Here is a 24,274-nt window from a genome sequence, read left to right as displayed (position 1 = left end):
CGGGGGCGGGTTGTCCGCGCACTGTCCGTCGCGGCGGAGTACCGCGATGTTGTCGAAGCAGAGGAGGACCAGGACGTGCGCCATGGACAGCGTGCCGGGTGGGGAGTGGTCGCCGCCGTCGTGGCGGTGGTGGCGGGGCTGCTCGGCGAGGGCGGCACCGCGAGCGCGGCCGGCCCCACCGCCTATCCCGCCTACCTCTCTCTGGAGGCGGGCTACGGGGCGGGCACCGTCACGAACGGCTGGGAGAAGGTCGAGCGCTTCCGCGACACCACCCCCGGTTTCGCGGCGGGCGCCGCCGAGGGCTATCCGCCGGACGGCCGCGGCGACCAGGACGGCGTCCGTGTGACGTACTTCGGCGGGGTCGCACGCCCCACGTCGGACCGCTTCCTGCTCTACTCGGCGCCCGGCTGGAACACCGGCGCGAAGTCCGTCCCCGTGCTGCTCGTGCACGGCGCCAACGACACCGCGGACCGGGCCTGGGCCAACCCGGGGGAGTCCGGCGGCTACGGCTGCGGCGCCCTGTCCTGCCCGTCCACCGGCCTCATGCAGTACCTGTCGGCGCGCGGACAGCGCGTCTTCGCCATCGGCTTCGCCCACAAACAGGGCGACAACCTCATGCAGGCGCAGGCCGTCGGCGATGCTGTCGCCGCCATCAAGGCCAAGCTCGGCGTCGCCAAGGTCGACCTGGTCGGCTGGAGCAAGGGCGAGATGTCGGCGCGTGCCTATGTGTCGTCCCTGAAGCCCTCCTGGGGGCGTCCGTACGCCGGTGACGTACGGAAGCTGATCACGCTGGGCGGCCCCAACGGCGGCTACGACTACCCGTACGCGCACGGCTGGGCGCACGACTTCTCCATCTGGCCCGAGTGCGGCGGAAAGATCAACGCGCCCTCCCCGCACTCCAGGATGACCTGCTACGGCACGTACACCGCGCACCCCGAGTACTCCATGACGCCGTCCGGGGGCTATGACGACTACCCGGGCCAGCGCCAGATGCTGGCCCGCTGGGACTCGGTCTACGGCGTCGACCAGTCCGCCCAGGACTGGTACACCACCTACTACGGCGGCCAGGGCTTCTACACGGCGGGAGACGGCATCCAGAAGGCGGTTGACAGCGGATCGCTGGTGGCGCCTTTGCAGCGGGCCGGGGTGCCCTCGTCCGTCATCGCCTATCTGCTGGCGGGAGCCACCCCGGACGTCGTCGGCATCGTCAATGAGAACCGGGGCCCCAGCGACGGCGTCGTCTTCCTCTCCAGCGCGCTCGACACCACCGGCATCGCCACCGTGGGCGCCACCGCCACCGTGGCGACCGCCAACCACCTCGAACTCGGCTGGAACAGCACATCCTCCGCCCAGGTCGCCGCCTGGCTCGCACTCCCCTGAGGACCCCGAGGAACCATCGATGCGCACCTCGTACACCCGCCGAGTCGCCACGGCCCGCCTCACCCAGCAGATCCTGGAAGTCGAGCCGCACCCGGGCTTCGAGGGCCCGCGCGAGACCGTCGTGTTCGTCCACGGCAACGTCTCGTCCTCGGTGTTCTGGCAGGACACCCTGCTCGCGCTGCCCGAGCGCTACCGGCCGATCGCGGTCGACCTGCGCGGCTTCGGCGGCAGCGACCCGCTGCCCGTGGACGCGACCCGGGGCCTGCGCGACTACGCGGACGACCTCGCGGCGCTGCTCGACGCCCTGCACGTGGGCCGCGCACACCTGGTGGGCTGGTCCATGGGGGGCGGGGTGGTCACGCAGTACCTGCGCGACCGGCCGTCCACCACAGCTTCGCTCACCCTCGTCAACCCGGTCTCGCCGTACGGCTTCGGCGGCACGCACGGCGAGGAAGGCCTGCTCAACGCGCCCGACGGGGCGGGCTCCGGAGGCGGCACGGCCAACCCCGACTTCGTACGGCTCCTGCGCGCGGGCGACCGGGGCGAGGGCTCCCCGCTCTCGCCCCGCCAGGTCCTTGCCACCTGCTACGTCAAGCCCCCGACGCGCCCCGCCCGTGAGGACGAACTGGTCGCCTCCATGCTCACGACCCGGATCGGCGACGACCACTACCCCGGCGACAGCACGCCGAGCGACACCTGGCCCGGGGTGGCCCCCGGCAGCCGCGGCGTCCTCAACTGCCTTGCCCCGACGCACTTCCGCGTCGACGACCTGCACACGCTGCCCGTGCTGCCGCCGGTGACCTGGATCCGGGGCGAGGACGACGTCATCGTCTCCGACACCTCCCTGTTCGACCTCGCCCACCTCGGCGCGATCGGCGCACTGCCCGGCTGGGACGGCACCCCGGCCCAGCCGATGCTCGCCCAGACCCGTCACGCGCTGGGTCTTTACGCGCGGGCCGGCGGCACGGTACGAGAGGTTGTGGTGCCCGGAGCCGGGCATGCGGTCCATGTCGAACGTCCCCGGGAATTCGGCGCGGCACTGCTCGAAACCCTGTCGGAAGGCGCACGCACCTGATGGAACCCATCCGTACGACCCGCCACGGCGCGGTCCGCGGCAAACTCGTCGCCGACGACGTGGCCGCCTTCCTCGGCATCCCGTTCGCCGCGCCCCCCTTCGGGGAGGCACGCTTTCGCGCACCGGGGCCCGCCGCCTCCTGGGACGGGGTGCGCGACGCGTTCTCCCACGGTCCGAGCGTGCCGAGAGCGCCCTACGCGCCGCCCTTCGACGTGCTCATCCCGGACGAGGGGCCCCAGGGCGAGGACTGCCTCAACCTCAACATCTGGACCCCGCACCCGACCCCCGGCGGCGGCCTCCCGGTGATGGTGTGGATCCACGGCGGAGCCTTCGCCAACGGCTCCGGATCGGCGTCCGCGTACGACGGAAGCGCCTTCGCGCGCGACGGCGTCGTGTACGTCAGCATCAACTACCGACTCGGCGCCGACGGCTTCCTGCGGCTGCCCGACCGGCCCGACAACCGCGGCCTGCTCGACCAGATCGCCGGCCTGGAATGGGTCCGCGACAACATCGAGGCCTTCGGCGGCGACCCCGGTCAGGTGACCGTGTTCGGCGAATCGGCGGGCGCCATGAGCATCGGCGCGCTCCTGTCGATGCCCCGCGCCCGGGGCCTGTTCCGGCGCGCGATCCTGCAGAGCGGCGCCGCCCACCACTTCCTGCGTCCCGCCTCCGCCGAGCTGATCACCGCGCGGCTCGCCGAGAAGCTCGGCATCGGCGCGACGGCGGAGGAGTTCGCCGAGGTCCCCCTGGCAGAGCTGCTGCCCGCCCAGGCCGACCTGCGCGGGGAGATCGGCGCCCGCCCCGACCCGGCGCTGTGGGGTGAGGCGGCGCTCAACATGATGCCGTTCGAGCCCGTCCTCGACGAGCTGCCGCTGCCCGCGGCGGACTGCGGCGTGGACATCCTCGTCGGCAGCAACCGCGAGGAGTACCGGTTGTTCCTCGTGCCGACCGAGCGCCTCGACGTGCTGTCGCAGGCCAAGCTGCGCGCGGCGACGGCCGCGTACGGCCTCGACCCCGACAAGGCACTGCCCGTGTACGCGGAGCGGCGGCCGGACGCGGTGCCCGGCGAACTCTTCGACGCGGTCACCACCGACTGGTTCTACCGGATCCCCGCGCTGCGCCTCGCCGAGTCCGTGCCCGGCTCGTACGTGTACGAGTTCGCCCACCGCTCCCCGGCCTTCGACGGCCGGCTCGGCGCCTGCCACGCCTCCGAGCTCGCCTACGTCTTCGACCGGCTCGACGACCCGGCCTACGCTCCGATCCTCGGCGAGAAGCCCCCGCAGTCCCTCGCGGACGCCCTGCACGGCGCCTGGGTGGCCTTCGCGAAGACGGGCGAGCCGGGCTGGGCGGCGTACGACCGCGACACCCGCACGACGCGGGTCTTCGACACCGTTCCGGCCGTCGAGACCGATCCCCGTGCCGAGGAACGTGCCTTGTGGGAGGGGGTGCGCTGAGGCCGTGGGGCCCGTTGTCAGACCTCGCCCGTAAGGTCGTAGATCAGTCGCGGACCACGCGACGGACGACGACCGAGCGGACGAGGGAGGTGACCGGCGGTGAACCGGCCGACACCGATGTGGCACTCCGCGGAGCGGGCGCCGGTGGCCCCGCGCGGCCCCGCGCCCGCCCGCCGCGATCCGCTGCCCGGCACCCACCGGCTCTCCGGGCCCGGCAGCGGCCCGGAGCATCCGCACGAAGCGGCGAGCGAGGCACAGTGGCCCGCGCTGTCCGCCGCCGCCGTGTTCCTGCCCGCCGGGCTGCCCCGCGAGGGCAAGGTCGCCTTCTGGGACCCGGAGCGGGGTCCCGTGCCCCAGGGCCCGCCCGGTGCCGAAGCGACCGAGCTGACCGTGGTGCGCCGCCACGGCGGCGGCGCCCGCAGTCGTGAGGTCGCCGCCCTCGTCCTGCCCGTCACCGAGGCCCTCCCCGTCCTCGTGCGGGCCCGCCGCCACCCCGCCGCCCACCCGGCGGCGGCCTGCTGGGGCGCCGCCGCGCTACACGCCCTGCACCTCGTCGCGCGCGGGAGACTGCTGCCCGGGCTGACCTCCACCCACCACGACGCCTGGCGGGCCGGCCCGCTGGACGCCGACGACATCGCCCAGCTGCGGGCCATCGCCGCGGCCATGCCGTACGAGGCGTACGGAGTGCCCGTCCCCGGCCGCGGCGCCCTTCGACTCCCGGACCCCGAGGCCCTGGTGAGAGCCTTCCTCGACGCGGTCGCCGACAGCCTGCCGCGCACCCCGGCCGCCGCCCACGCCGCCGGCGCGCCCTTCGCCGCCGCCACCGCCCAGCACCTGCCGTCCGCCCGCGCCTGGGCCGCGGAGGCCGCCGCCGGGATGGACGCGGGCGTCCGGGTCTCGCTGCGCCTTGACCTGTCGGGGTTCGAGCTGTTCGACACGGCGTCCGACGAGGAGGGCGAGGCGCGGCGCGCCGGCTCCGCGATCGTCCAGGTGCACAGCCTGGCCGACCCGACCCTGGTCGTCGACGCCTCCCGCCTCTGGTCGGACGACGGGCACGAGGACCGGCCCGGATCCGCGCCCGCGAGCGGGACCGGCCGCTCAGGGGCGTCAACAGGCCAGGGCGGAGCGGCAGTCGAGGCGTTCGGGCCGCGCGCCCGGATCGACGCGCTGCTCGCTCTGCGCCGGGCAGCCCGCGTCTGGGCCCCGCTCGGGCTGCTCCTGGAACGCGCCGTCCCCGATGTGCTGCCCCTCACCGAGACCGAGCTGTACGAGCTGCTCGGCGAGGCCTCGGCGCGCCTGGCCGCGGCCGGCGTCACGGTCCACTGGCCGCGCGAGCTGGCCCGCACCCTCAGCGCCACCGCCGTCGTACGCCCGGCGCCCGGCTCGGCGACCGACGGCACGTCCTTCTTCGACGCCGAGGAACTCCTCTCCTTCAACTGGCAGTTGGCGCTCGGCGACGAGCCGCTCACCAACGCGGAGATGGACGTGCTCGCCGAGTCCCACCGCCCGATCGTGCGGCTGCGCGACCAGTGGGTGGTGGCCGACCCCGAGCTCGTCCGCAAGGCCAGAAAGCGCGACCTGGGCCTTCTGGACCCCGTGGACGCGCTGTCCGTCGCCCTCACCGGCACCGCGGAGGTCGACGGCGAGACGGTCGAGGCGGTCCCGGCCGGGGCCCTCGCGCTGCTCCGCGACCGGCTCCTCGAAGGCCCCGCCGCCGCCGAGCAGCCGCCCGGCCTGGACGCGACACTGCGCGACTACCAACTGCGCGGTCTGGCCTGGCTGGAGATGATGACGTCGATGGGCCTCGGCGGCTGCCTCGCCGACGACATGGGCCTCGGCAAGACCATCACCGTCATCGCCCTGCATCTGCGCCGGGCCCGCACCGAACCGACGCTGGTGATCTGCCCGGCCTCCCTGCTCGGCAACTGGCAGCGCGAGATCGCCCGGTTCGCGCCCGGAGTCCCGGTGCGCCGCTTCCACGGAAGCAGCCGCAGCCTCGACGGCAGCGAGGGCGGCTTCGTCCTCACCACGTACGGCACCATGCGCGGCAGCGCCCCCCAACTGGCCGCGCAGCGCTGGAACATGGTGGTCGCCGACGAGGCGCAGCACGTCAAGAACCCGTTCTCGGCAACCGCCAAGGCGCTGCGCACCATCCCCGCCCCGGCCAGGGTCGCGCTCACCGGCACCCCGGTGGAGAACAACCTCTCCGAGCTGTGGGCGCTGCTCGACTGGACGACGCCCGGGCTGCTCGGCCCGCTCAAGGCGTTCCGGGCCCGGCACGCCCGCCTGGTGGAGAACGGCGAGGACGACGACGCGGCCGAGCGCCTGTCCCGGCTGGTCCGCCCCTTCCTGCTGCGCCGGAAGAAGTCCGACCCGGGCATCGTGCCCGAGCTGCCCCCGAAGACCGAGACCGACCACCCGGTGGCTCTGACCCGCGAACAGGCCGCCCTCTACGAGGCGGTGGTGCGCGAGGTCATGGCCGCCGTCGAGGCATCCGAGGGCATCGCCCGCCGCGCCCAGATCATGAAACTGCTCACCGCCCTGAAGCAGATCTGCAACCACCCCGCCCAGTATTTGAAGGAGGACGCGCCGCGCCTGGCCGCCCGCTCGGGGAAACTGGCCCTGCTCGACGAACTGGTGGACACCATCCTCAGCGAGGACGGCTCCGTCCTCGTGTTCACCCAGTACGTCGCGATGGCCAGGCTGCTCTCCACCCACCTCACGGCCCGCGGCGTGCCCGCCCAACTGCTGCACGGCGGAACCCCGGTGGCCGAGCGGGACCGCCTGGTCGACGTCTTCCAGAGCGGCGAGGTCCCCGTCTTCATCCTGTCCCTCAAGGCCGCCGGCACCGGCCTCAACCTCACCCGCGCCGGTCATGTCATCCACTACGACCGCTGGTGGAACCCGGCCGTCGAGGAACAGGCCACCGACCGTGCCTACCGCATCGGCCAGACCCAGCCCGTCCAGGTCCACCGGCTGATCGCCGAAGGCACCGTCGAGGACCGCATCGCCGACATGCTGGAGCAGAAACGCCGCCTGGCCGAGGCGGTCCTGGGCTCCGGCGAGAGCGCCCTGACCGAACTCACCGACCGTGAACTGGCCGACCTGATCTCCCTGCGGAGGGCCCCGTGAACCCCCGCCCGTCCACGCGCACCCCGCGCCACGACGACCGCCGCCGCACCTACCCCGCGCTCGGTGCCCGCTCGGAGCGCACCGGGACCTGGTGGGGCGACGCCTGGGTAGGAGCCTTGGAGGAACTCGCCCTGGACGCGGCCCGGCTGGCGCGCGGCCGCGCCTACGCCGAAGCCGGCCAGGTCGACGCGATCACCGTCACCCCGGGCCGCATCACCGCCTACGTGCACGGCTCCCGGCCCCGCCCCTACCGCACCGAGCTGAGGCTGCGCACCCTGCCCGACCAGGCGTGGGAGGACTTCCTCGACAGTGCGGCCCAGGAGCCCGCGCACATCGCGGCCCTCCTCGACAAGGACCTGCCGCACGCGCTGGCCGACGAGGCGGCACTGCTGCCCGCCTACGGCGATCTGATCCCCGACTGCTCGTGCCCCGACGACGGCTATCCCTGCAAGCACGCGGCGGCGCTCTGCTACCAGGCCGCGCGCCTGCTGGACGAGGACCCGTTCGTCCTGCTCCTCATGCGCGGGCGGGGCGAGCAGGAGGTCCTCGCCGCGCTCACCCGGCGCAACGCCACCCGCATGGCCGTCGAACGAGCGGCCCCGCCACCCCAACTCCCCACCGTCCAGGCCCGCTCGGCGGTCCAGCCGCGCACGCTCGGGCCTCTCCCGCCGCCGTTCCCCACCCCGGCGCGGCCGGGCCATCCGCCCGCCTTTCCCGAGGTGCACGGCGGCCCCGACCCGCTGTCCCTCGACCTCCTGGCCACCGAGGCGGCCCAGCGCGCCCACACCCTCCTGGTCACCGGAACGGATCCGATCGCCCCTCTCTCCACCTGGCAGGACGCGGTCCGCCTCGCCGCCGCGCACCCGGGCTCCGGCCTCACCTCGGCGACCCGTGCCCTCTACACCTCACTGACCCGGGCCACCGACCGCACCCCCGGCGACCTCGCCCGCGCGGTGGCCGCCTGGCGCCAGGGCGGCCGGGAGGCCCTGGCCGTCCTCGAAGCCCCCTGGGACCCCCCGGCCGGCCCCTTCGACCGGGCCCGCCCCGCGCTGACCGCCGCGGGCTTCCCCGGCTTCCGCCCCAGCCGCAACCGTCTCTCCACCCCCACCACCCAGCTGCGCTACGGCCGCGACGGCCTCTGGTACGGCTACGAGTCCGACCCCGGCCGGGACGACTGGTGGCCCCGCGGCACCCCCGACCCGGACCCGGTGGGCGCCCTCACGGCCCGGCTCGGCGCGTGATGCCACGGGGCCGGATGCGCATCCGGCCGCGTGATGCCGCGGGGACGGATGCGCATCCGTCGCACCTCTCATGCGCCGGCCGCCCATCGGGTCAGCTGCTGGAAGTCGGCCTCGCGCAGGCCCCGTCGGGGGTGGATGCGCACCAGCAGGGCGCGGGCGTCGTGGTGGTCGCGCACATAGGTCTCGTCCAGGTCGGTGATCATGTCGTCGACCCAGGCGAACGGGCGGCCGGCGGCCCACTCCAGCAGGGGTCTGGTCTTCCAGTACAGGCCGTCGGGGTCGGTGGCGAACAGCTCGGGCCAAGAGATGAAGGGGAGGTCCGCGGGGAGGCCGATGCTGGGGGCGATCATCTCGTTGGCCTCGTTCATCCACGTGGTGGCCCAGGCCAGTTCGTACGGCAGTGAACGCAGCCGGGGGCCGTGCGCCGGGTTGAGGTACACCCGCAGGCCGCGGCGGTGCGGGCGCGAGCCCGGGGTCTGGCGGGAGAGCCAGGCCGAGGGGTGGAGCCGGTGGGTGCGGTAGCCGCGCAGATGGGGCAGGCGGGCCGCGTACGGGTTGAGGGGGCCGTCCACGTCGAGGAGCAGCAGGGGGCGGTCCGGCGCAGTCGTCATGGGGCAGGGATACCCAACGGGCCCGGCTCAAGTTCCTTGCGGGGAAGGGCAGTTGTGGAGGCTGGGCGTCCGTTCGCGGCGGGGTATTCGGCGTGGGCCGTGGACATGGGCCACGCCTTGGCCTGCCGGGCGGGTAGCCGCGCCATGGCCTGCCGGAGTGGGCCGCTCCGTGCCCTGCCGGACGTGGGCCGCTCCGCGGCAAGCAGGCTCAGCCTCCCGACGTCAGCCTGCCGGACGTGGATCGCTCCGCGGCAAGCCGGCTCAGCCTCCCGACGTCGTCACCGACTCGCGCGTCTCCGGGGCCCACGCCAGCGACACCAGCATGCCGGCGAGCAGCACGGCCGCCAGCCAGTACATCGAGCCGCTCAGGCCGAGGTGCTCCAGGCTCACCGGCAGGATGAACGTGCCGACGGCCGACGCGATGCGGCTCGTGCCGTTGAGGAAGCCGACGCCGGTGGCGCGCAGATGCGTGGGGTAGAGCTCGGCGGGATACACCTGGGTGAGGTTCGAGGCGCCTGCCATCACGAAGGTGTAGACGAGGAACGGCACCATGAGGGCGATCGTGGAGGCGTGGGCGAAGGCGCCCATCAGTGCGAGTGCCGCCGTCATGATGCCGAACGTGACGATCGTCAAGGGGCGGCGGCCGGTCTTCTGGAGGAACCAGAGGCCGATGACACCGCCGCCGAGCAGGAAGAGGTTCAGGAGCAGGTTCTGGAGGTCCGGATCGGGGACGTGCAGGGCGGCCAGAATGGTCGGCATGAAGGTGTAGATCGCGAAGTACGGCAACACCTGCGCGCTGTAGAAGACCGTGCCGAACCACGTCCGCCTGGCCTGGCCCGGCGAGAAGAGCTCCCGGTAGGCGGCCGTCGTGCTGGTACGCCGCTCGGGCGGGGCGATCTCGGCCGCGCCCAGCTCCGCCTTCAGGTACTTACGGGCGATGGCCCGGGCCTCGTCGATCCGGCCCTGGCTGATCAGCCAGCTCGGCGACTCCGGCGTACCGAAGCGGAGCAGCAGCACCAGGAGCGCCGGCACCGCACCGGAGGCGAGCAGCAGATAGGCGGCTCCCTCGGACTTCCCGAGGTAGGTGCCGAGGATGCCGGCGATGACGTAGCCGACGGTCCACATCACGGTGAGGGAGCCGAGGAGCACGCCCCGCAGCCTGCGGGGCGCGAACTCGGACAGCATCGTCGGGCCGACCGCGTAGTCCGCGCCGAGCCCGAAGCCGATCAGCACGCGCAGGGTGAAGAGCAGGGCCGGGTCGCGTGCCCAGAGCTGGAGGGCGGAGGCGACCGTGATCAGGACGAAGTTGTAGATGTACAGCTTCTGGCGGCCGATGATGTCGCCGATCCGCCCGAGCACGATGCTGCCGAAGAAGAGCCCGATCAGCGCCGACGCGCCGAGCAGGCCCTGCCAGACGCCGGAGAGGTGCCGGGCGTCGGTGAGGGTGGCGAGGACCGCGCCGATCATGCCGAGCGCGTATCCGTCGGAGAAGTTCGCCCCGAAGGTGGTCGCCGTCACCCGCAGGTGGAACGGGCGCAGGGGGGCCTCGTCGAGCGACGGGGCGAGCAGTTCGGGTGGGTCGGATTCCACGGTGGCCGGCTTCGGCATCGGCTGTTACCTCGCCTGGGGCATGGGCCCGCCTGGGGCGGCGGGGGACGGGCGGCTTGGGTCGAGCGCAGCCATCCTGCCCTGCCCAACCCCCGTAAGGGAATCGTTCTATGCGAAAGAAGTGCGAGTGAATGGAATTCTTACGCAAGAGGAGGCTGACGTTCCGCGACCCTGGAGGCTACCTCGTCCGGCTCTGCGGCGGGGGTTCGCAGGTCTCGTCCGCCCTTGAGGCGGGCGGGTCGCAGGGCTCACCCGCCGCCCAGGCCGCCAGCACCGCGTCGATCGCGGCGGCCACCCGCACCCGCGCCCTGCCGTGCGGGACGCGTGCCATGAGCAGCGCGTCGTACTCCGTGTCCAGATGGCGGACGGACGCCCGCACCGCGGCCGTCACCGCCGCCGAGTCCAGCGCGCGGCCCGCCGCCGACCGGCCCACCCGGCCGCTGCCCCGCACCGAGGCGTGCTCGGCGACGGCACGGGCCCGCTCGGGCGGACAGCCCGGAAACAGGCGCAGGATCTCGGCGGTCAGAGCCGCCGTGAACCGTACGTCCTCGGCGGCCCGGCGCTCGGCGTCCCGGGCCCGCCGACGGGCCCGCGCCTCCGCGTCGGCCAGGCAGGCCGCTTCCGCCGCGGCGAGCGCGGCCTCCTCGACGAAGACGCCCTGACGCTCATAGCGCCGCCGGCGCCGATCGCGGCGCACCACGACGGCGGAGAGCGAACTGCCCGCCCGGGCACGGCGGGTGAGCGCGGTGTCGCCGCGCGGCAGGAACACCAGATGACCCAGATCCGCGCAGTCGAGACAGAGCGGCGACCCCGACTCCAGGACGAGATGCCTCAGCGGGGCGCGCCCGCATCCGGTGCAGCGATGGTGGTGCCGGGGCTGTATGACGAGAATGGGGCCGCCCTCCTTGCGCAAGTCGCCCTGTCCGGCCGACCTTTGTCTGATTCCCCGCGCAATAACCTGTGGAACAGGGAGGATTGGGGTTGCTACGTTTCCCCACGTGGCGAAACTCAATCAGATCATCGCAGTCGAAAAGGGAATCAAGTCGAAGTCCCACCAGGACCTGACGGCCTCTCAGCACGGTTTGCAGAAGCCCGCGTTGCTGGCCGGCATCTCCCGCACCTACCAGCCCAAGGACGAGGAGGGCGAGCAGCTCCCGCCCGAGTCCACCCGGGTGCAGGTCAGGTCCGAGGACGTCCTGCGGGACACCGCCGCCACGCTGACCCGGCTGTTCGACGTGACCGCCACCAAGGACTGGGCGAACTGCGAGGCGCGCGCCGACATCACCGTCGACGGGCGGGTCCTCGTGGCCGCGGCGCCCGTCTCCTACCTGCTCTTCCTGGAGAAGCAGCTGACGGACATCAACGCCTTCGTGCGCCGTCTTCCCGTGCTCGACGCCGCCGAAGCGTGGGTGCAGGACCCGTCCACCGACTCCTGGAAGACCGAGCCGGTACGGACGCTGCGCACGAAGAAGGTGCCGCGCAACCACGTCAAGGCCGAAGCCACCGACAAGCACCCGGCGCAGGTCGAGGTGTACTACGAGGACGTGCCCGTCGGCTACTGGACGACCGTGAAGTTCTCGGGCGCGCTGCCCGCCCGCCGGGTCAACGAACTCGTCGCCCGAGTGGAGAAGTTGCAGCAGGCGGTCAAGTTCGCGCGCGAGGAGGCCAACGGTATCGACGTCACCGATCAGCGGGTGGGCGACGCCGTATTCGGCTACCTTTTCGGATGAGCACGCCCTGACGGGTGCGTGATCACGCCTTGTCGCGTGCGTGAGCGCGTCTCGACCCGTAAGCACGCGACAACCCAGAACTCCCGGTCGTGCACAGCACGGCCGGGTGCGCCAGGAGCGCAAAGCTGAAACTGAAGCTTGTCGTGACGGTGCGGCCGCGCATGACGCGTCCGCCATCAATCTCAGACTCTCGCTCCAGACTCAGCATGCGCCACCGATCGCCGGACCCAACCGGCCCAGGCACATGTGCGTCGAATTGCCGGTTCGAGTCCGGCCCGCGGAGCTTCACTCGCATTCCCCATCGATCCGCGGTGGTCCAAAGGCAGGACGCGACGGCTTAAGACTGACCTGGGTTCTCCAGCGGACCGGCGTGTGCAGTCGCGGTGGCACAACCCAGGGCCCGGGGGCCGGCTACGCCTCCGGGCCCGCTCCTGTCCGCGCGCGGCTCCGCTCCCCGACGCGGCCGCCCGGCACCGCGCATGATGGGGGCGTGCGATTCGAAGCGATCACCTGGGAACGGCTGGCGGACGCCCTCGCCGAACGGACCATGGACCTGAAGCCGGCCGACGACGGCTCCTGGCTGCGCATCGGGGTGGACGGGGCACCCGCCGCGCACCCCGAAGAACTGTCCCGGCACATCGCCGAGGTCCTCAGGGCGCGCGGCCGACCGGTCCTCGCCCTCTCCACCGAGGGTTTCCTGCGGCCCGCCTCGCTGCGCTTCGAATTCGGGCGCCAGGACCCGGACACGTACTACGACGGCTGGTTCGACAACGGCGCCCTGTGGCGGGAGGTCTTCGGGCCGCTGGACCCGGGCGGCACGGGTCGGGTGCTGCCCGACCTGTGGGACCCCGCGACCGACCGGGCGACCCGGAGCCCGTACGAGACCCTCCCGGAGGGAGGGGTGCTGCTCGTGCACGGGCCGCTGCTCCTGGGCCGCTGGTTCCCCTTCGACCTCACCGTCCACCTGCGTCTGTCACCGGCCGCCCTGCGCCGCCGGACCGCGGAGGGTGCCCGCTGGACACTGACGGCCTTCGAGCGGTACGAGGCGGAGGTGCGGCCGAGCGAGGCGGCCGATGTCGTGGTGCGGGTCGACGACCCTCGTCATCCGGCCTGGGGAAAGGGTGCGGCCTGAAGCGGTCAGCCCGCCCCCGGGCGACCTCCCACCACCCCCACCGCGAACGCCCCCGCCCGGCACCCCGCCTCGGCGGCCTCCGCCGCGGCCGCGCCGCGCAGGCGGGCGGCGAGGAAGCCACCGGTGAAGGCGTCACCGGCGCCCGTGGAGTCCAGGGCACGCACCTCCGGCGCGGCCGTCCGCGCGACGACCTCCCCGCCCACGGCCACCAGCGCCCCGGCGGCACCGAGCGTGACGGCGACCATCGGGAACCGGCGGCTCAACTTGACCGCCGCGTCGGCCGGTTCGGGCAGGCCGGTGAGGAACGTCGCCTCGGCGGCATTGGGGAGCAGTACGTCGATCCCCTCGGCCAGGCCCAGGAACTCCTCGATGCCCAGGGTGCCGATGAACCCGGTCGACGCCGGATCCAGGCTCACGGTGACACCGGCCGACCGGGCCGACTCCCTTGCCATGAGCGCGAGTTGACGGCACTGGTCGGCGAAGAGCAGATAGCCCGAGAGGTGGAGGTGGGCGACGCCGTCGAGCAGGTCGGGCGACCAGTCGGCGGGGCTCATCCGGTGGACGGCGCCGCTGTCGGTCAGGAAGGTGCGCTCCGCCGTGGCGGTGTCGACGAGGGAGATCACGGTCGCGGTGGGCGCGTCGGCGTCCGGGCTCAGCAGGGGGCGTACGCCGGAGCGGCGCAGACTCAGGTCGTGCCAGGCGGCCGAGTCCTGGCCGACCCGGGCGAGCAGCCGTACGTCCGCACAGCCCGAACGGGCCGCCCAGCAGGCCACGTTGGCGCCCGCGCCACCCGGCACCGTACGGATGTCGGCCGGTGTGTCCGTGGCGGGCGAGAGGGGGCCGCGGTGCCGGGCGACCACATCGGTGACCACGTCCCCGACGACCAGGAGGCCGCCACCCCCGGGGCCGCCGCCGGCGCCGGTCGCACCGCCCCTGTCACCGTCCGAGCAGCCCCCGGCTCCGCTCACAGCGCCGCCGCGATGTCCGCCGCGAGGCGGACGTTGCCGCGTACCGCCGCCACATTCGCCTCAAGGGAGGCCCCGTCCGTGTGCTCGACCAGGTAGTTCAGCAGGAAAGGCGTGACCGCCTGGCCCGTGACGCCGGCCGCGCGGCAGGCGGCGAGGCCCGATGCGAGCACCTCGTCGTGCAGCCGGGGGTCGAGCTGCTCGGTCTCCGGGACCGGGTTGGCCACGATCACCGCCGCTTCCAGCCCGAGCGAGCGATGCGCCCGCAGCACGCCGGCCGCCTCCTCGGGCGTACGCACCGTCCAGTCGACCGGCTCGCCGGAGCTGGACAGGTAGAACCCGGGGAAGTGTTCCGTGCCGTAGCCGACGACGGGGACCCCGAGCGTCTCCAGACGTTGCAGCGTGGCCGGCACATCGAGGATCGACTTCACGCCCGCGCACACCACCGCGAGGGGTGCCCGCGCCAGCAGGCGCAGATCCGCCGACTCGTCCTGCGTCTCGGTCCACTCCCGGTGCACGCCGCCCAGCCCACCGGTCGCGAAGACGCGCAGGCCCGCCCGTGCGGCCAGGAACGCGGTGGCCGAGACGGTGGTCGCCCCGCTCGCGCCGGTGGCCAGCGCCATCGGCAGATCGCGGTGCCCGAGCTTGCGCAGCTCCTCGTTGGCGACCCGCTCCAACTGCTCCTTGTCCAGGCCCACCTGGGGCCGCCCGTCCAGGACCGCGATGGTCGCGGGAACGGCGCCCCGGTCGCGCACCAGCCCCTCCAGTTCGCGGGCCACGCGCAGATTGCGCGGCCGGGGCAGCCCGTGCGAGATGATCGTCGACTCCAGGGCGACGACCGGGCGCCCCTCGTCGAGAGCCGTCCGTACTTCTTCCGACACCGTGGTCTCATCAGGTACGTCGTCAAAGGGCATGCCCCATCCCTGGCACGCCCGGAAGCCGGGTAAACGTCTCGCAACTCCACGTTGCGCAGGGCGGGTTCGGCGGTCGTGCGCCGGGCGGGCGGCCGTACTGGACAGACTGTCGTGCCGGGGCACGGCGACCTGGTCGTCCTGTCGGTCAACGTCAGCGCCGGGCGCGGCTAGATTGACCCGTCATGAGCACCACGGACCATGCCACCGCCGCCGCACCCACGAGCCCCGCACCTGCAAACCCCGCATCCACGAGCCCCGAGCCCCAGGACCGGGAGCCGGTCGGGCCCGCTTCCTTCGCCGTACGCATCCCCGACGCCGAGCTGGAGCCGGAGCCGCTCGACCCGGAGCAGATCGTGTCCGGTGCTCCGGAGGTGACGGGGAAGGTGCTGTGGGAGTCGGCGGACGGGAAGCAGATCCGCGGCATCTGGCAGATCACACCGGGCGTGGTGACCGACACCGAGGCCGACGAGCTGTTCGTGGTCGTCAGCGGGCGCGCCACCATCGACGTGGCGGGCGGCGACACCCTGGAGGTCGGCCCCGGTGACGCGTGTGTGCTGCGCGCGGGCGACCGCACCACGTGGACCGTCCACGAGACGCTCCGCAAGGCGTACCACATCAGCCTGTAGCGACCGGGCCGCGGCAGCGGGTCCACGGATCCGCTGCGATCACTCCGTGGTGGCCGTCCGGGCCGTCTCCCGTGTGCCGTGCCGTCGGGAGGTGAAGAGGGCGAGGCCCGCCAGCGGCAACAGCAGCGCGGCACCGGCCGCGTTCAGCCAGCCGTAGCCCGCGCGGGCCACGATCAGGCCGGCCGTGAGCCCGCCGAGGGCCGCCGCCACGTTCATGGTCAGATCGCACAGGCCCTGCACGGCGGCCCGCGCGGGCCCCGGCACCGAGTCGGTCAGCAGGGCCGAGCCGGAGACGAGCCCCGCGGACCAGCCGAGGCCGAGCAGGAAGAGCCCGGCCATGGTCTGGCCGTGACTCGTGCCCGCCGTGCCCGCCAACAGGGCGGCGCAGCACAGCAGTCCGGCCGCGAGGCCGATCACCGAGAGCCGCCCCAACCGGTCGGCGAGCCGGCCCATCACGGGCGAGAACGCGTACATCCCCGCGATGTGGACGCTGATGACGAGCCCGATCAGCTGGATGTCCGCGCCGTGCCGGGTGAGGGCGACCGGTGTCATCGACATGATCGACACCATGGCGGTGTGGGACAGGGCCACCGTGACGAGTGCCAGCCGGGCACGCGGCGACCGACCGACCGCGCTCACCCCGGCCCGCAGCGAACGGGCCGCCGCGGAGTGCGCCGCGCTGCCGTCCAGGGCGCGGGCGGTCAGCAGCGGATCCGGCCGCAGCAGCACGGCGACGAGCACGGCGGAGAGCAGGAACACCCCGGCCGCCCAGACGAACGGGCCCGCGGCCGCCGGTATGCCGAAGCGGGTGACGCTGTGGCCCGCGGGGGCGGCGATGTTGGGGCCGAGCACCGCGCCGATCGTCGTGCCCCACACCACGGTGGAGATCGCCCGGGCCCGCCGCGCCGGCTCCGCGAGATCGGCTGCGGCGTACCGGGCCTGGAGGTTGCCGAGGGAGCCGGCGCCGAAGACGGCCATGCCGCACAGCAGCAGCGGAAAGCTGCCGAGCACGGCGCCGGTGACCACCACCGCGGCTCCGGCCGCCCCGAGGAGATAGGCGAGCACCAGACCGGGGCGGCGCCCGCGCCGGGTCATCAGGGCGGCCAGCGGCATCGCGAGGAGCGCGGGGCCGGCCACTATGGCGGCGGAGGCGAGCCCCGACAGGGCCTGACGGCCACTGATCTCGGCGGCCAGCACCGCGGCCAGCGCGATCCCGGTGGCGTTCGCGAGGCCGCCGAGTATCTGGCTCGCGATGAGCACGGCGGTTGTCCGGCGCCGTATCGCGGGGAGCGCCGCCGCGTCGGGCACCGCACGGCCGGTACCCGCGGCGTCGGGGAGTGTGGTCACCGGCGCAGTGTGCCAGCCGGTACCGCTGCGGGAAACGGCCGGGCCGGAGGGGCCGGGGGAGCGCGGTGGCTCAGAACAGCGGCTGCGGAAGGACTCCTTCGAGCGCGAGCAGCTGCCGCTTGGTCTCCAGCCCGCCGCCGAATCCGCCGAGCCCGCCGTGGCTCTCCACCACGCGATGGCAGGGGACCACCACGGGCAGCGGATTCGACCCCATGGCCGCGCCGACGGCTTGCGCCGCCCCGGGCTGACCGACCCGGTCCGCGAGGTCGCCGTACCCCACCACCGACCCGTACGGCACGCCCGCCGCGAGCTCGCGCAGTACGAGCCGGTTGAACCCGGACGACAGCGACCAGTCCAGCGGCAGCGTGAACGCGCGCAGCGTGCCGTGGAAGTAGGCCTCGACCTGGCGTATGGGCTCCTCCAGGGGGCCCGGACGGCCGGGCACGGCCGGGGCGGGCTCGGTGCCGAACCGGGTGGCGAGGGCGCGCACGGCCCGCTCGCGCACGGGCTCTTCGGCGTGGAACACCACATGGACCAGGCCCTGGCCGGTCGCGGCCAGGAACAGCGGGCCGATGTCGCTCCCGACGACGGTCCACTCGACGAACTGCGCAGTGCTGCTCATGCCGACCACCGTACGACCGCCCACTGACAACGCCGTGTGCCCGGCGGCCCGACGGCCCGCCGCCGGGGCCCGACGGCGGGGTGCCCCGGCGTGCGGATCCGCTCACATGGCAGGGCCACGGGTACCCGGAGTCGATAAATTGCCCGGAAAATGTTTGCCTGTCGCGCAGCGAGCCCTAATGTCGCCCCGAGCCAGGGTCGCACCAGGAGTAGGGCCTCTTCAGTCGGCACGGGGTGAAGGGCACACGAGTATGCACGGGACGGTCGACGGATTCAGCTACGGCCTGGTGACGCCGGTGGCGGCGTTCATCATGGCCTGCCTCGGGGGAGCGCTGGGGCTGCGCTGCACCGCGAGATCCCTGCGGGCCGGGCGCTCCTTCAAGGCCGCCTGGCTGGCGCTGGGTGCCACCTCCATCGGGTCCGGCATCTGGACCATGCACTTCATCGCGATGATGGGCTTCTCGGTCCACGAGGTGCCGTTCGGCTACGACCGGGGCATCACGTTCGCCAGCCTGGCCGTCGCGATCGTGATGGTGGGCATCGGCGTCTTCATCGTCGGCTACCGGGGCGCCATCCCCATGGCGCTGGTCACGGGCGGGACGATCACCGGCCTCGGTGTCGCCACCATGCACTACCTGGGCATGGCCGGGATCAGGATGAACGGCGAGTTCCAGTACAACACCGCCGTCGTCAGCGTCTCGGTGGTGATCGCGGTGGTGGCCGCCACCACCGCCCTGTGGGCGGCCGTCTCGGTGCGCGGCTTCCTCGCCAGCCTGGCCGCCAGCCTCGTCATGGGCGTCGCGGTCAGCGGCATGCACTACACGGGGATGGCCGCGCTCAGCGTCCAGCTGCACAGCGGCGCTTCCGGTGCGCCGGCGCCGGCCGGCGGGGAGTCGTCCGCCGCGCTGCTCGCCCCCATGCTGATCGGCCCCATCGCCTTCCTGGTCCTGGCCGGGGTCGTCGTGATGTTCGACCCGCTGGTGGTGATGGGCAAGCCGGACTGGGAGAAGCGTCCGCCGCGCGCGATCCCGGCGCCCCGGCACCGCCCGTCCTTCCCCGAGCCGACCAGCTGGGCGGCGTCCGAGCCCCCGCGCGAGGGCTCCGCCTCGCCGCACGACTGGTGAGCGGAACCCGATCGGACCGCGGTTGTCAGTGGCGGGTCGTACGGTGGTTGCATGCGGCCCGTTTCCAAGATCGAACGTACGGTGGCGCCCTTCGAGGTCGTCAGTCCCTACCAGCCCAGCGGTGACCAGCCGGCGGCCATCGCCGAGCTGGAGAAACGCATCCGTGCAGGTGAGAAGGATGTCGTCCTGCTCGGCGCGACCGGCACCGGAAAGTCGGCGTCGACCGCCTGGATGATCGAGAAGCTCCAGCGCCCCACGCTCGTCATGGCGCCGAACAAGACGCTGGCCGCCCAGCTGGCCAACGAGTTCCGCGAGCTGCTGCCCAACAACGCCGTCGAGTACTTCGTGTCGTACTACGACTACTACCAGCCCGAGGCGTACGTCCCGCAGTCGGACACCTACATCGAGAAGGACTCCTCGATCAACGAGGAGGTCGAGCGGCTCCGCCACTCGGCGACCAACTCGCTGCTCACCCGGCGCGACGTGATCGTCGTCGCCTCCGTCTCCTGCATCTACGGCCTCGGCACGCCGCAGGAGTACGTCGACCGCATGGTGCCGCTCAAGGTCGGCGAGGAGATCGACCGCGACCAGCTGCTGCGCCGCTTCGTCGACATCCAGTACACCCGCAACGACATGGCGTTCGCCCGCGGCACCTTCCGGGTGCGCGGCGACACCATCGAGATCTTCCCGGTCTACGAGGAACTGGCCGTCCGCATCGAGATGTTCGGGGACGAGATCGAGGCCCTGTCCACCCTCCACCCGATCACGGGCGAGATCATCAGCGAGGACCAGTCGCTGTACGTCTTCCCCGCGAGCCACTACGTGGCGGGTCCGGAGCGCATGGAGAAGGCCGTCAACGGCATCGAGAAGGAGCTGGAGCAGCGCCTCGCGGAGCTGGAGAAGCAGGGCAAGCTCCTGGAGGCCCAGCGGCTGCGCATGCGCACCACCTACGACCTGGAGATGCTCCGCCAGATCGGCAGCTGCTCCGGCGTCGAGAACTACTCGATGCACTTCGACGGCCGCGACCCCGGCACCGCGCCCAACACCCTGATCGACTACTTCCCCGAGGACTTCCTGCTCGTCCTCGACGAGTCGCACGTGACCGTGCCGCAGATCGGCGCGATGTACGAGGGCGACGCCTCGCGCAAGCGCACCCTGGTCGACCACGGTTTCCGGCTGCCCTCCGCGCTGGACAACCGGCCGCTGAAGTGGGAGGAGTTCCTCGGCCGCATCGGCCAGACCGTCTATCTGTCGGCCACCCCCGGCAAGTACGAGCTCTCGCGCGGCGACGGCTTCGTGGAGCAGATCATCCGCCCGACCGGCCTGGTCGACCCGGAGGTCGTGGTCAAGCCCACCGAGGGCCAGATCGACGACCTGGTGCACGAGATCCGTCAGCGCACCGAGAAGGACGAGCGCGTCCTGGTCACCACCCTGACCAAGAAGATGGCCGAGGACCTGACGGACTACTTCCTCGAACTGGGCATCCAGGTGCGGTACTTGCACAGTGACGTGGACACCCTGCGCCGCATCGAGCTGCTGCGCGAACTGCGGGCCGGCGAGTACGACGTCCTGGTCGGCATCAACCTGCTGCGTGAGGGCCTCGACCTGCCCGAGGTCTCCCTGGTGTCGATCCTCGACGCCGACAAGGAGGGCTTCCTGCGGTCGGGCACCTCCCTGATCCAGACCATCGGCCGTGCGGCGCGCAACGTCTCGGGTCAGGTCCACATGTATGCCGACCGCGTCACCCCGGCCATGGAGAAGGCCATCGAGGAGACCAACCGGCGCCGCGAGAAGCAGATCGCCTACAACAAGGAGAAGGGGATCGACCCGCAGCCCCTTCGCAAGAAGATCAGCGACATCGCCGCGAGCATCGCGCGCGAGGAGGTCGACACCGAGGAGCTGCTGGGCACCGGATACCGCCAGGGCAAGGAGGGCAAGGCGGCGAAGGCCCCGGTGCCCTCGCTCGGCGGCAAGGCGGCCAAGAGCACCAAGGCGGCCAAGGGTGCCAAGAAGGAGCTCACGGACCGGCCGGCGGCCGAACTGGCGGGAATCATCGAGGAGATGACCGACCGGATGCGGGCCGCGGCCGCGGATCTGCAGTTCGAGGTGGCGGCCCGGCTGCGCGACGAGGTCGGGGAGCTGAAGAAGGAGCTCCGCCAGATGAAGGAGGCGGGCCTCGCCTGACGCGTCCGCGCGGGGAGCCGGTGCCGTGCGCGTGCGGTGTGTTGCAACACCGACACGAAATGGCCCTCGCGCGGGCGCGCGGCCCGCGCGACTGCGTAGGGTCGGGCGGGAGAACGTACAACAACGCAAAGCATCTCAAGAACGACACATGGGGAGGGGACAGCGCGTGACGGTCAATCTGTCCAAGGGTCAGGCCATCAGCCTGGAGAAGCAGGGCGGCGGCACCCTGACCGCGGTGCGGATGGGGCTCGGCTGGCAGGCGGCTCCGCGCCGGGGCCTGTTCGGCAAGCGGACGCAGGAGATCGACCTGGACGCGTCGGCGGTGCTCTTCGCCGACAAGCAGCCCGTCGACGTGGTCTTCTTCCGCCACCTCGTCAGCGACGACGGCTCGGTCCGGCACACCGGTGACAACCTCGTCGGCGGCGCGGGCCAGGGCGGCGACGACGAGTCGATCCTGGTCGACCTCTCGCGCGTGCCGGTGCACATCGACCAGATCGTCTTCACGGTGAACTCGTTCACCGGCCAGACGTTCCAGGAGGTGCAGAACGCGTTCTGTCGCCTGGTCGACGAGACCAACGGCCAGGAGCTGGCCCGCTACACGCTGGACGGCGGCGGCCAGTACACGGCGCAGATCATGGCCAAGGTGCACCGCGCGGGCGCCGGCTGGCAGATGACCGCCATCGGCAACGCGGCCAACGGCCGCACCTTCCAGGACCTGATGCCCGCGATCCTGCCGCACCTCTGACCGCACCGAGGTACCGGACATCGCGAGCGGTACCGAGCACGGCAGTACCGAGGAGCGCGGTGCCGCGGACCGCGGTACCGCAGCACCGAACAGCGCAGCACCGATAACCGCAGCACCGCAGCACCGCAGCTCCCGGAGGCACGACGCCGCCGGGAGCTGCACCACAACCGCGTCCGCGGCACACGCACCACCACCATCAACTCGACGAGGGGACAGAGGCGATGACGGCCGAGCTGGTACGGGGGCAGAACCACCCCCTGCCCGGGACGCGACTGGAGATCCGGGTGTCGGCCGGCACCCCGGTCGTGGCCGGTGCCACCCTCGGCGACGAGCAGGGCCGGGTGCACGGGGCCGAGCGGGTGGCCCACCCCGGCTCACCGACCCTGCCCGGTCTCGAAGTCTCCCGGCAGGCCGCCGCCGACCACCGCCTCGCGGTGGATCTGGAGGCCCTGGGCGACGGCGTGCACCGGGTCCATGTGCTGCTCGCGCTGCCGCACGGCACGGCGGGGCCCAGCCGGTTCGCCGCGGTGGCCGCCCCCTTCGTCGCCGTCACCGCGCTCGACGGCACGGAGATCGCCACTTTCACCCTCACCGGCCTCGGCGCCGAGACGGCCGTCGTGGCCCTGGAGCTCTACCGCCGTCAGGGCGCCTGGAAGATGCGCGCCATCGGCCAGGGGTACGCGGGCGGCCTCGCCGATCTCCTCGCCGACCAGGGCCTGCCCGAGGCCGGGCGCCTGGCCGCCACCATCCAGGAAGCCATCGCGCTCGGCGCCTCCCGCTCGGTGGCGGCACCCCCGCCGCGTACGAGCGACGACGCGCGGGTGCGTACGCCCGCGCCCGGGGCGTCCGGCGGCCCCACCCCGGCCGACGCCGAGCCGCCCGCCGCGCTGTCCCCTCAGGCGGTCGGCGACGGCGGTCCGATCAACTACGCACACCCCCGGCGTCAGACCAGCACACCCCCGGCACCCGCCCCGGTCGCCCCGCCCGCGGCACCCGGCGAGCCCACGCCGCCCGTCGCGGGCGACGCCGCCGGCTGGTCGATGGACGAGCGGCTCTACAACCAGGTGTGGGGCATGTTCGAGGACCTGGCCAGGACGGTCGCCGCCTACCGCAGCGCCGTCGACTTCGCGGACTCGCGGATGGAGCAGGAGCTCGACCGCGCCCTGTCCGATCCGCGCGGCCGGATGGGACAGGCCGGGGACCGGGCGCGCGAGGAGGCCCACGGCAAACGGGCGGAGCTCGTCGGCCGGGCCAGGGAGGTGCTCGACCGGGATCTCGCCCAGCTGGCCGCCGAGTCCGAGGTGGTCGAGCCCGCGCTGCCGCCGGCGTACGCCCGCTGGGACAACCCGGTGTGGCACGCCTACCGGGTGCCGATGGAGCTCCCGATGGCCCTGCGCGTTGGCGAACTGACGCTGCCCGAGCAGCCGGAGCTGCGCATTCCGATGCTGATCAGGCTGCCCCTGGAACGAGGCCTGTGGATCGACTCCGGGCGCGGCGGCTCCGACGAGGCCGCTTTCTTGGACCCCGACCAGGTCAAGGGCCTCGCGGTCGACACCGCGGTGGCGCTCGCGGCCCGGCTGCTCGCGGTCTATCCGGCCCATGAGTTCGCCGTCCACGTCATCGACCCGGCCGGCTCGGCCGCCGGCCGGCTCGCCCCGCTCACCCGGGCCGGGGTGCTCGCCGCACCGCCCGCGGCGGGCGCGGCCGGAGTGTCCGCGATGCTCGCCGGACTCACCGAACGGGTGGACCTGGTGCAGATGGCGGTGCGCGCCGGGGCGGGCGCCGACGCGCTGCCGCCCGGCATGGACACCGCCGAGCAGCTGCTCATCGTCAACGACTTTCCGCACGGCTTCGACGACCGCGCCCTCAACCAACTGCGCTACCTCGCCGACGAAGGACCCTCGGTCGGCGTCCATCTGCTGATGGTGGCCGACCGGGAGGAGGCCAGCGAGTACGGGCCCGTCCTCCAGCCGCTGTGGCGCTCGCTGCTGCGCCTGACGCCGGTGCCCGACGACCACCTGGCCGACCCGTGGGTGGGGCACGCCTGGACCTACGAGCCGCCCCTCACACCGCCCGGCAGCCGCGTCCTGGAGCAGGTCCTCGGCCAGGTCGGCGAGGCGCGGGCCGCCTGGCCACGCTGAGGCCCGGCTCGCGTCGGCCACCGTGCCCGCGGGGCCAGGAGCCGACGCCCGTCCCGCCACGGTCACTCGACCGTAAGAACCAGACCGTAAGAACTAGATCGTGCGCCCCTGACCTGGCCACTTGGCTCTTCTTTACCAATCTCTTTACCTTTTCTTGGTTATTCGGGTAGGCTTCTCTCCAGCGGAGGGGAGTACTCCCGACTGCGGCGTTCCCGTCAATACGGACCCACGGGACGGGTCCCGG

The 24,274-nt window shown here is 72.9% G+C and carries 19 protein-coding genes; 12 read left to right on the top strand and 7 right to left on the bottom strand.

The features are described 5' to 3' along the window. The first annotated feature begins 75 nt into the window (after positions 1 to 75). The 5 genes from ACFYNP_RS34290 to ACFYNP_RS34270 all read left to right on the top strand — a co-directional run bounded on the left by ACFYNP_RS34290 (position 76) and on the right by ACFYNP_RS34270 (position 8,282). Entirely contained in the window at positions 76 to 1,380 is a 1,305-nt protein-coding gene (locus ACFYNP_RS34290) for an esterase/lipase family protein (protein WP_388791098.1), read from the top strand. A gap of 19 nt (positions 1,381 to 1,399) precedes the next feature. After that, a complete protein-coding gene (locus ACFYNP_RS34285; protein WP_388415427.1) occupies positions 1,400 to 2,455 on the top strand; it encodes an alpha/beta fold hydrolase in 1,056 nt (351 codons plus the stop codon). Next, positions 2,455 to 3,909, top strand: coding sequence for a carboxylesterase/lipase family protein (locus ACFYNP_RS34280; RefSeq protein WP_388791096.1), 1,455 nt, complete (start codon positions 2,455 to 2,457; stop codon positions 3,907 to 3,909). Before ACFYNP_RS34285 ends, ACFYNP_RS34280 begins: the two co-directional genes overlap by 1 nt. Before the next feature lie 117 nt (positions 3,910 to 4,026). Then, entirely contained in the window at positions 4,027 to 7,041 is a 3,015-nt protein-coding gene (locus tag ACFYNP_RS34275) for a DEAD/DEAH box helicase (RefSeq protein WP_388791142.1), read from the top strand. Next, entirely contained in the window at positions 7,038 to 8,282 is a 1,245-nt protein-coding gene (locus ACFYNP_RS34270; RefSeq protein ID WP_388791094.1) for an SWIM zinc finger family protein, read from the top strand. The genes ACFYNP_RS34275 and ACFYNP_RS34270 overlap by 4 nt, the downstream gene beginning before the upstream one ends. Positions 8,283 to 8,350: 68 nt before the next feature. On the opposite strand, the gene ACFYNP_RS34265 is transcribed toward ACFYNP_RS34270, so the two are convergent. From ACFYNP_RS34265 to ACFYNP_RS34255, 3 genes are all read right to left on the bottom strand, one after another. Next, complete coding sequence (locus ACFYNP_RS34265) at positions 8,351 to 8,893, bottom strand: hypothetical protein (RefSeq protein ID WP_388791092.1); 543 nt, start codon at positions 8,891 to 8,893, stop codon at positions 8,351 to 8,353. A 261-nt stretch (positions 8,894 to 9,154) separates the two neighbouring features. After that, entirely contained in the window at positions 9,155 to 10,501 is a 1,347-nt protein-coding gene (locus tag ACFYNP_RS34260; RefSeq protein WP_388791090.1) for an MFS transporter, read from the bottom strand. Positions 10,502 to 10,679: 178 nt separating this feature from the next. Then, positions 10,680 to 11,414 (bottom strand): DUF2293 domain-containing protein, encoded by a 735-nt coding sequence (locus tag ACFYNP_RS34255; protein WP_388791088.1) that lies wholly within the window; start codon positions 11,412 to 11,414, stop codon positions 10,680 to 10,682. Positions 11,415 to 11,499: 85 nt separating this feature from the next. Here ACFYNP_RS34255 and ACFYNP_RS34250 point away from each other — a divergent pair, with 85 nt between their 5' ends. Continuing rightward, positions 11,500 to 12,231, top strand: coding sequence for a hypothetical protein (locus ACFYNP_RS34250; RefSeq protein WP_388791086.1), 732 nt, complete (start codon positions 11,500 to 11,502; stop codon positions 12,229 to 12,231). 490 nt (positions 12,232 to 12,721) lie between these two features. Beyond that, positions 12,722 to 13,363 carry a uridine kinase gene (locus tag ACFYNP_RS34245; protein ID WP_388791084.1) on the top strand — a complete coding sequence of 214 codons (642 nt, stop codon included), beginning with the start codon at positions 12,722 to 12,724 and terminating at the stop codon, positions 13,361 to 13,363. 5 nt (positions 13,364 to 13,368) lie between these two features. Here the strand turns inward: ACFYNP_RS34245 and ACFYNP_RS34240 are convergent, their stop codons facing one another. Together ACFYNP_RS34240 and ACFYNP_RS34235 are read right to left on the bottom strand one after the other, a co-directional pair. After that, a complete protein-coding gene (locus ACFYNP_RS34240) occupies positions 13,369 to 14,331 on the bottom strand; it encodes a carbohydrate kinase family protein (RefSeq protein ID WP_388791082.1) in 963 nt (320 codons plus the stop codon). Continuing rightward, positions 14,328 to 15,242: a pseudouridine-5'-phosphate glycosidase gene (locus ACFYNP_RS34235; protein WP_388791080.1), complete on the bottom strand. Its 915-nt coding sequence runs from the start codon at positions 15,240 to 15,242 to the stop codon at positions 14,328 to 14,330. Before ACFYNP_RS34235 ends, ACFYNP_RS34240 begins: the two co-directional genes overlap by 4 nt. Positions 15,243 to 15,424: 182 nt before the next feature. Here ACFYNP_RS34235 and ACFYNP_RS34230 point away from each other — a divergent pair, with 182 nt between their 5' ends. After that, on the top strand, positions 15,425 to 15,868 hold the full coding sequence (locus ACFYNP_RS34230; RefSeq protein WP_388415457.1) for a cupin domain-containing protein: 444 nt from the start codon (positions 15,425 to 15,427) through the stop codon (positions 15,866 to 15,868). Between the two features lie 39 nt (positions 15,869 to 15,907). On the opposite strand, the gene ACFYNP_RS34225 is transcribed toward ACFYNP_RS34230, so the two are convergent. After that, a complete protein-coding gene (locus ACFYNP_RS34225) occupies positions 15,908 to 17,215 on the bottom strand; it encodes an MFS transporter (RefSeq protein WP_388791078.1) in 1,308 nt (435 codons plus the stop codon). A 70-nt stretch (positions 17,216 to 17,285) separates the two neighbouring features. Continuing rightward, positions 17,286 to 17,837 carry a methylated-DNA--[protein]-cysteine S-methyltransferase gene (locus ACFYNP_RS34220; protein WP_388791076.1) on the bottom strand — a complete coding sequence of 184 codons (552 nt, stop codon included), beginning with the start codon at positions 17,835 to 17,837 and terminating at the stop codon, positions 17,286 to 17,288. A gap of 250 nt (positions 17,838 to 18,087) precedes the next feature. On the opposite strand from ACFYNP_RS34220, the gene ACFYNP_RS34215 reads away from it, so the two are divergent. The 4 genes from ACFYNP_RS34215 to ACFYNP_RS34200 all read left to right on the top strand — a co-directional run bounded on the left by ACFYNP_RS34215 (position 18,088) and on the right by ACFYNP_RS34200 (position 24,030). Continuing rightward, positions 18,088 to 18,960 carry an MHYT domain-containing protein gene (locus ACFYNP_RS34215; protein WP_388791074.1) on the top strand — a complete coding sequence of 291 codons (873 nt, stop codon included), beginning with the start codon at positions 18,088 to 18,090 and terminating at the stop codon, positions 18,958 to 18,960. Positions 18,961 to 19,011: 51 nt separating this feature from the next. Next, positions 19,012 to 21,144 (top strand): excinuclease ABC subunit UvrB, encoded by a 2,133-nt coding sequence (gene uvrB, locus ACFYNP_RS34210; protein ID WP_388791072.1) that lies wholly within the window; start codon positions 19,012 to 19,014, stop codon positions 21,142 to 21,144. Positions 21,145 to 21,310: 166 nt separating this feature from the next. After that, positions 21,311 to 21,889 (top strand): TerD family protein, encoded by a 579-nt coding sequence (locus ACFYNP_RS34205; RefSeq protein WP_100574447.1) that lies wholly within the window; start codon positions 21,311 to 21,313, stop codon positions 21,887 to 21,889. 221 nt (positions 21,890 to 22,110) lie between these two features. Beyond that, a complete protein-coding gene (locus ACFYNP_RS34200; protein ID WP_388791070.1) occupies positions 22,111 to 24,030 on the top strand; it encodes a TerD family protein in 1,920 nt (639 codons plus the stop codon). Positions 24,031 to 24,274: the final 244 nt, after the last annotated feature.

Source organism: Streptomyces sp. NPDC006691 (assembly GCF_042869955.1).
GTDB lineage: Bacteria > Actinomycetota > Actinomycetes > Streptomycetales > Streptomycetaceae > Streptomyces.
Note: the sequence above shows the minus strand (reverse complement) of the source record. Positions and strands in the feature narration are given on the sequence as shown.

Excerpts from the sequence above, each read along its gene's own strand:
- ACFYNP_RS34285 (WP_388415427.1), top strand. The coding sequence starts at position 1,400 with ATGCGCACCTCGTACACCCGCCGAGTCGCCACGGCCCGCCTCACCCAG.
- ACFYNP_RS34280 (WP_388791096.1), top strand. The coding sequence starts at position 2,455 with ATGGAACCCATCCGTACGACCCGCCACGGCGCGGTCCGCGGCAAACTC.
- ACFYNP_RS34275 (WP_388791142.1), top strand. The coding sequence starts at position 4,027 with ATGTGGCACTCCGCGGAGCGGGCGCCGGTGGCCCCGCGCGGCCCCGCG.
- ACFYNP_RS34265 (WP_388791092.1), bottom strand. The coding sequence starts at position 8,893 with ATGACGACTGCGCCGGACCGCCCCCTGCTGCTCCTCGACGTGGACGGC.
- ACFYNP_RS34260 (WP_388791090.1), bottom strand. The coding sequence starts at position 10,501 with ATGCCGAAGCCGGCCACCGTGGAATCCGACCCACCCGAACTGCTCGCC.
- ACFYNP_RS34235 (WP_388791080.1), bottom strand. The coding sequence starts at position 15,242 with ATGCCCTTTGACGACGTACCTGATGAGACCACGGTGTCGGAAGAAGTA.
- ACFYNP_RS34230 (WP_388415457.1), top strand. The coding sequence starts at position 15,425 with ATGAGCACCACGGACCATGCCACCGCCGCCGCACCCACGAGCCCCGCA.
- ACFYNP_RS34220 (WP_388791076.1), bottom strand. The coding sequence starts at position 17,837 with ATGAGCAGCACTGCGCAGTTCGTCGAGTGGACCGTCGTCGGGAGCGAC.
- ACFYNP_RS34215 (WP_388791074.1), top strand. The coding sequence starts at position 18,088 with ATGCACGGGACGGTCGACGGATTCAGCTACGGCCTGGTGACGCCGGTG.
- uvrB (WP_388791072.1), top strand. The coding sequence starts at position 19,012 with ATGCGGCCCGTTTCCAAGATCGAACGTACGGTGGCGCCCTTCGAGGTC.
- ACFYNP_RS34200 (WP_388791070.1), top strand. The coding sequence starts at position 22,111 with ATGACGGCCGAGCTGGTACGGGGGCAGAACCACCCCCTGCCCGGGACG.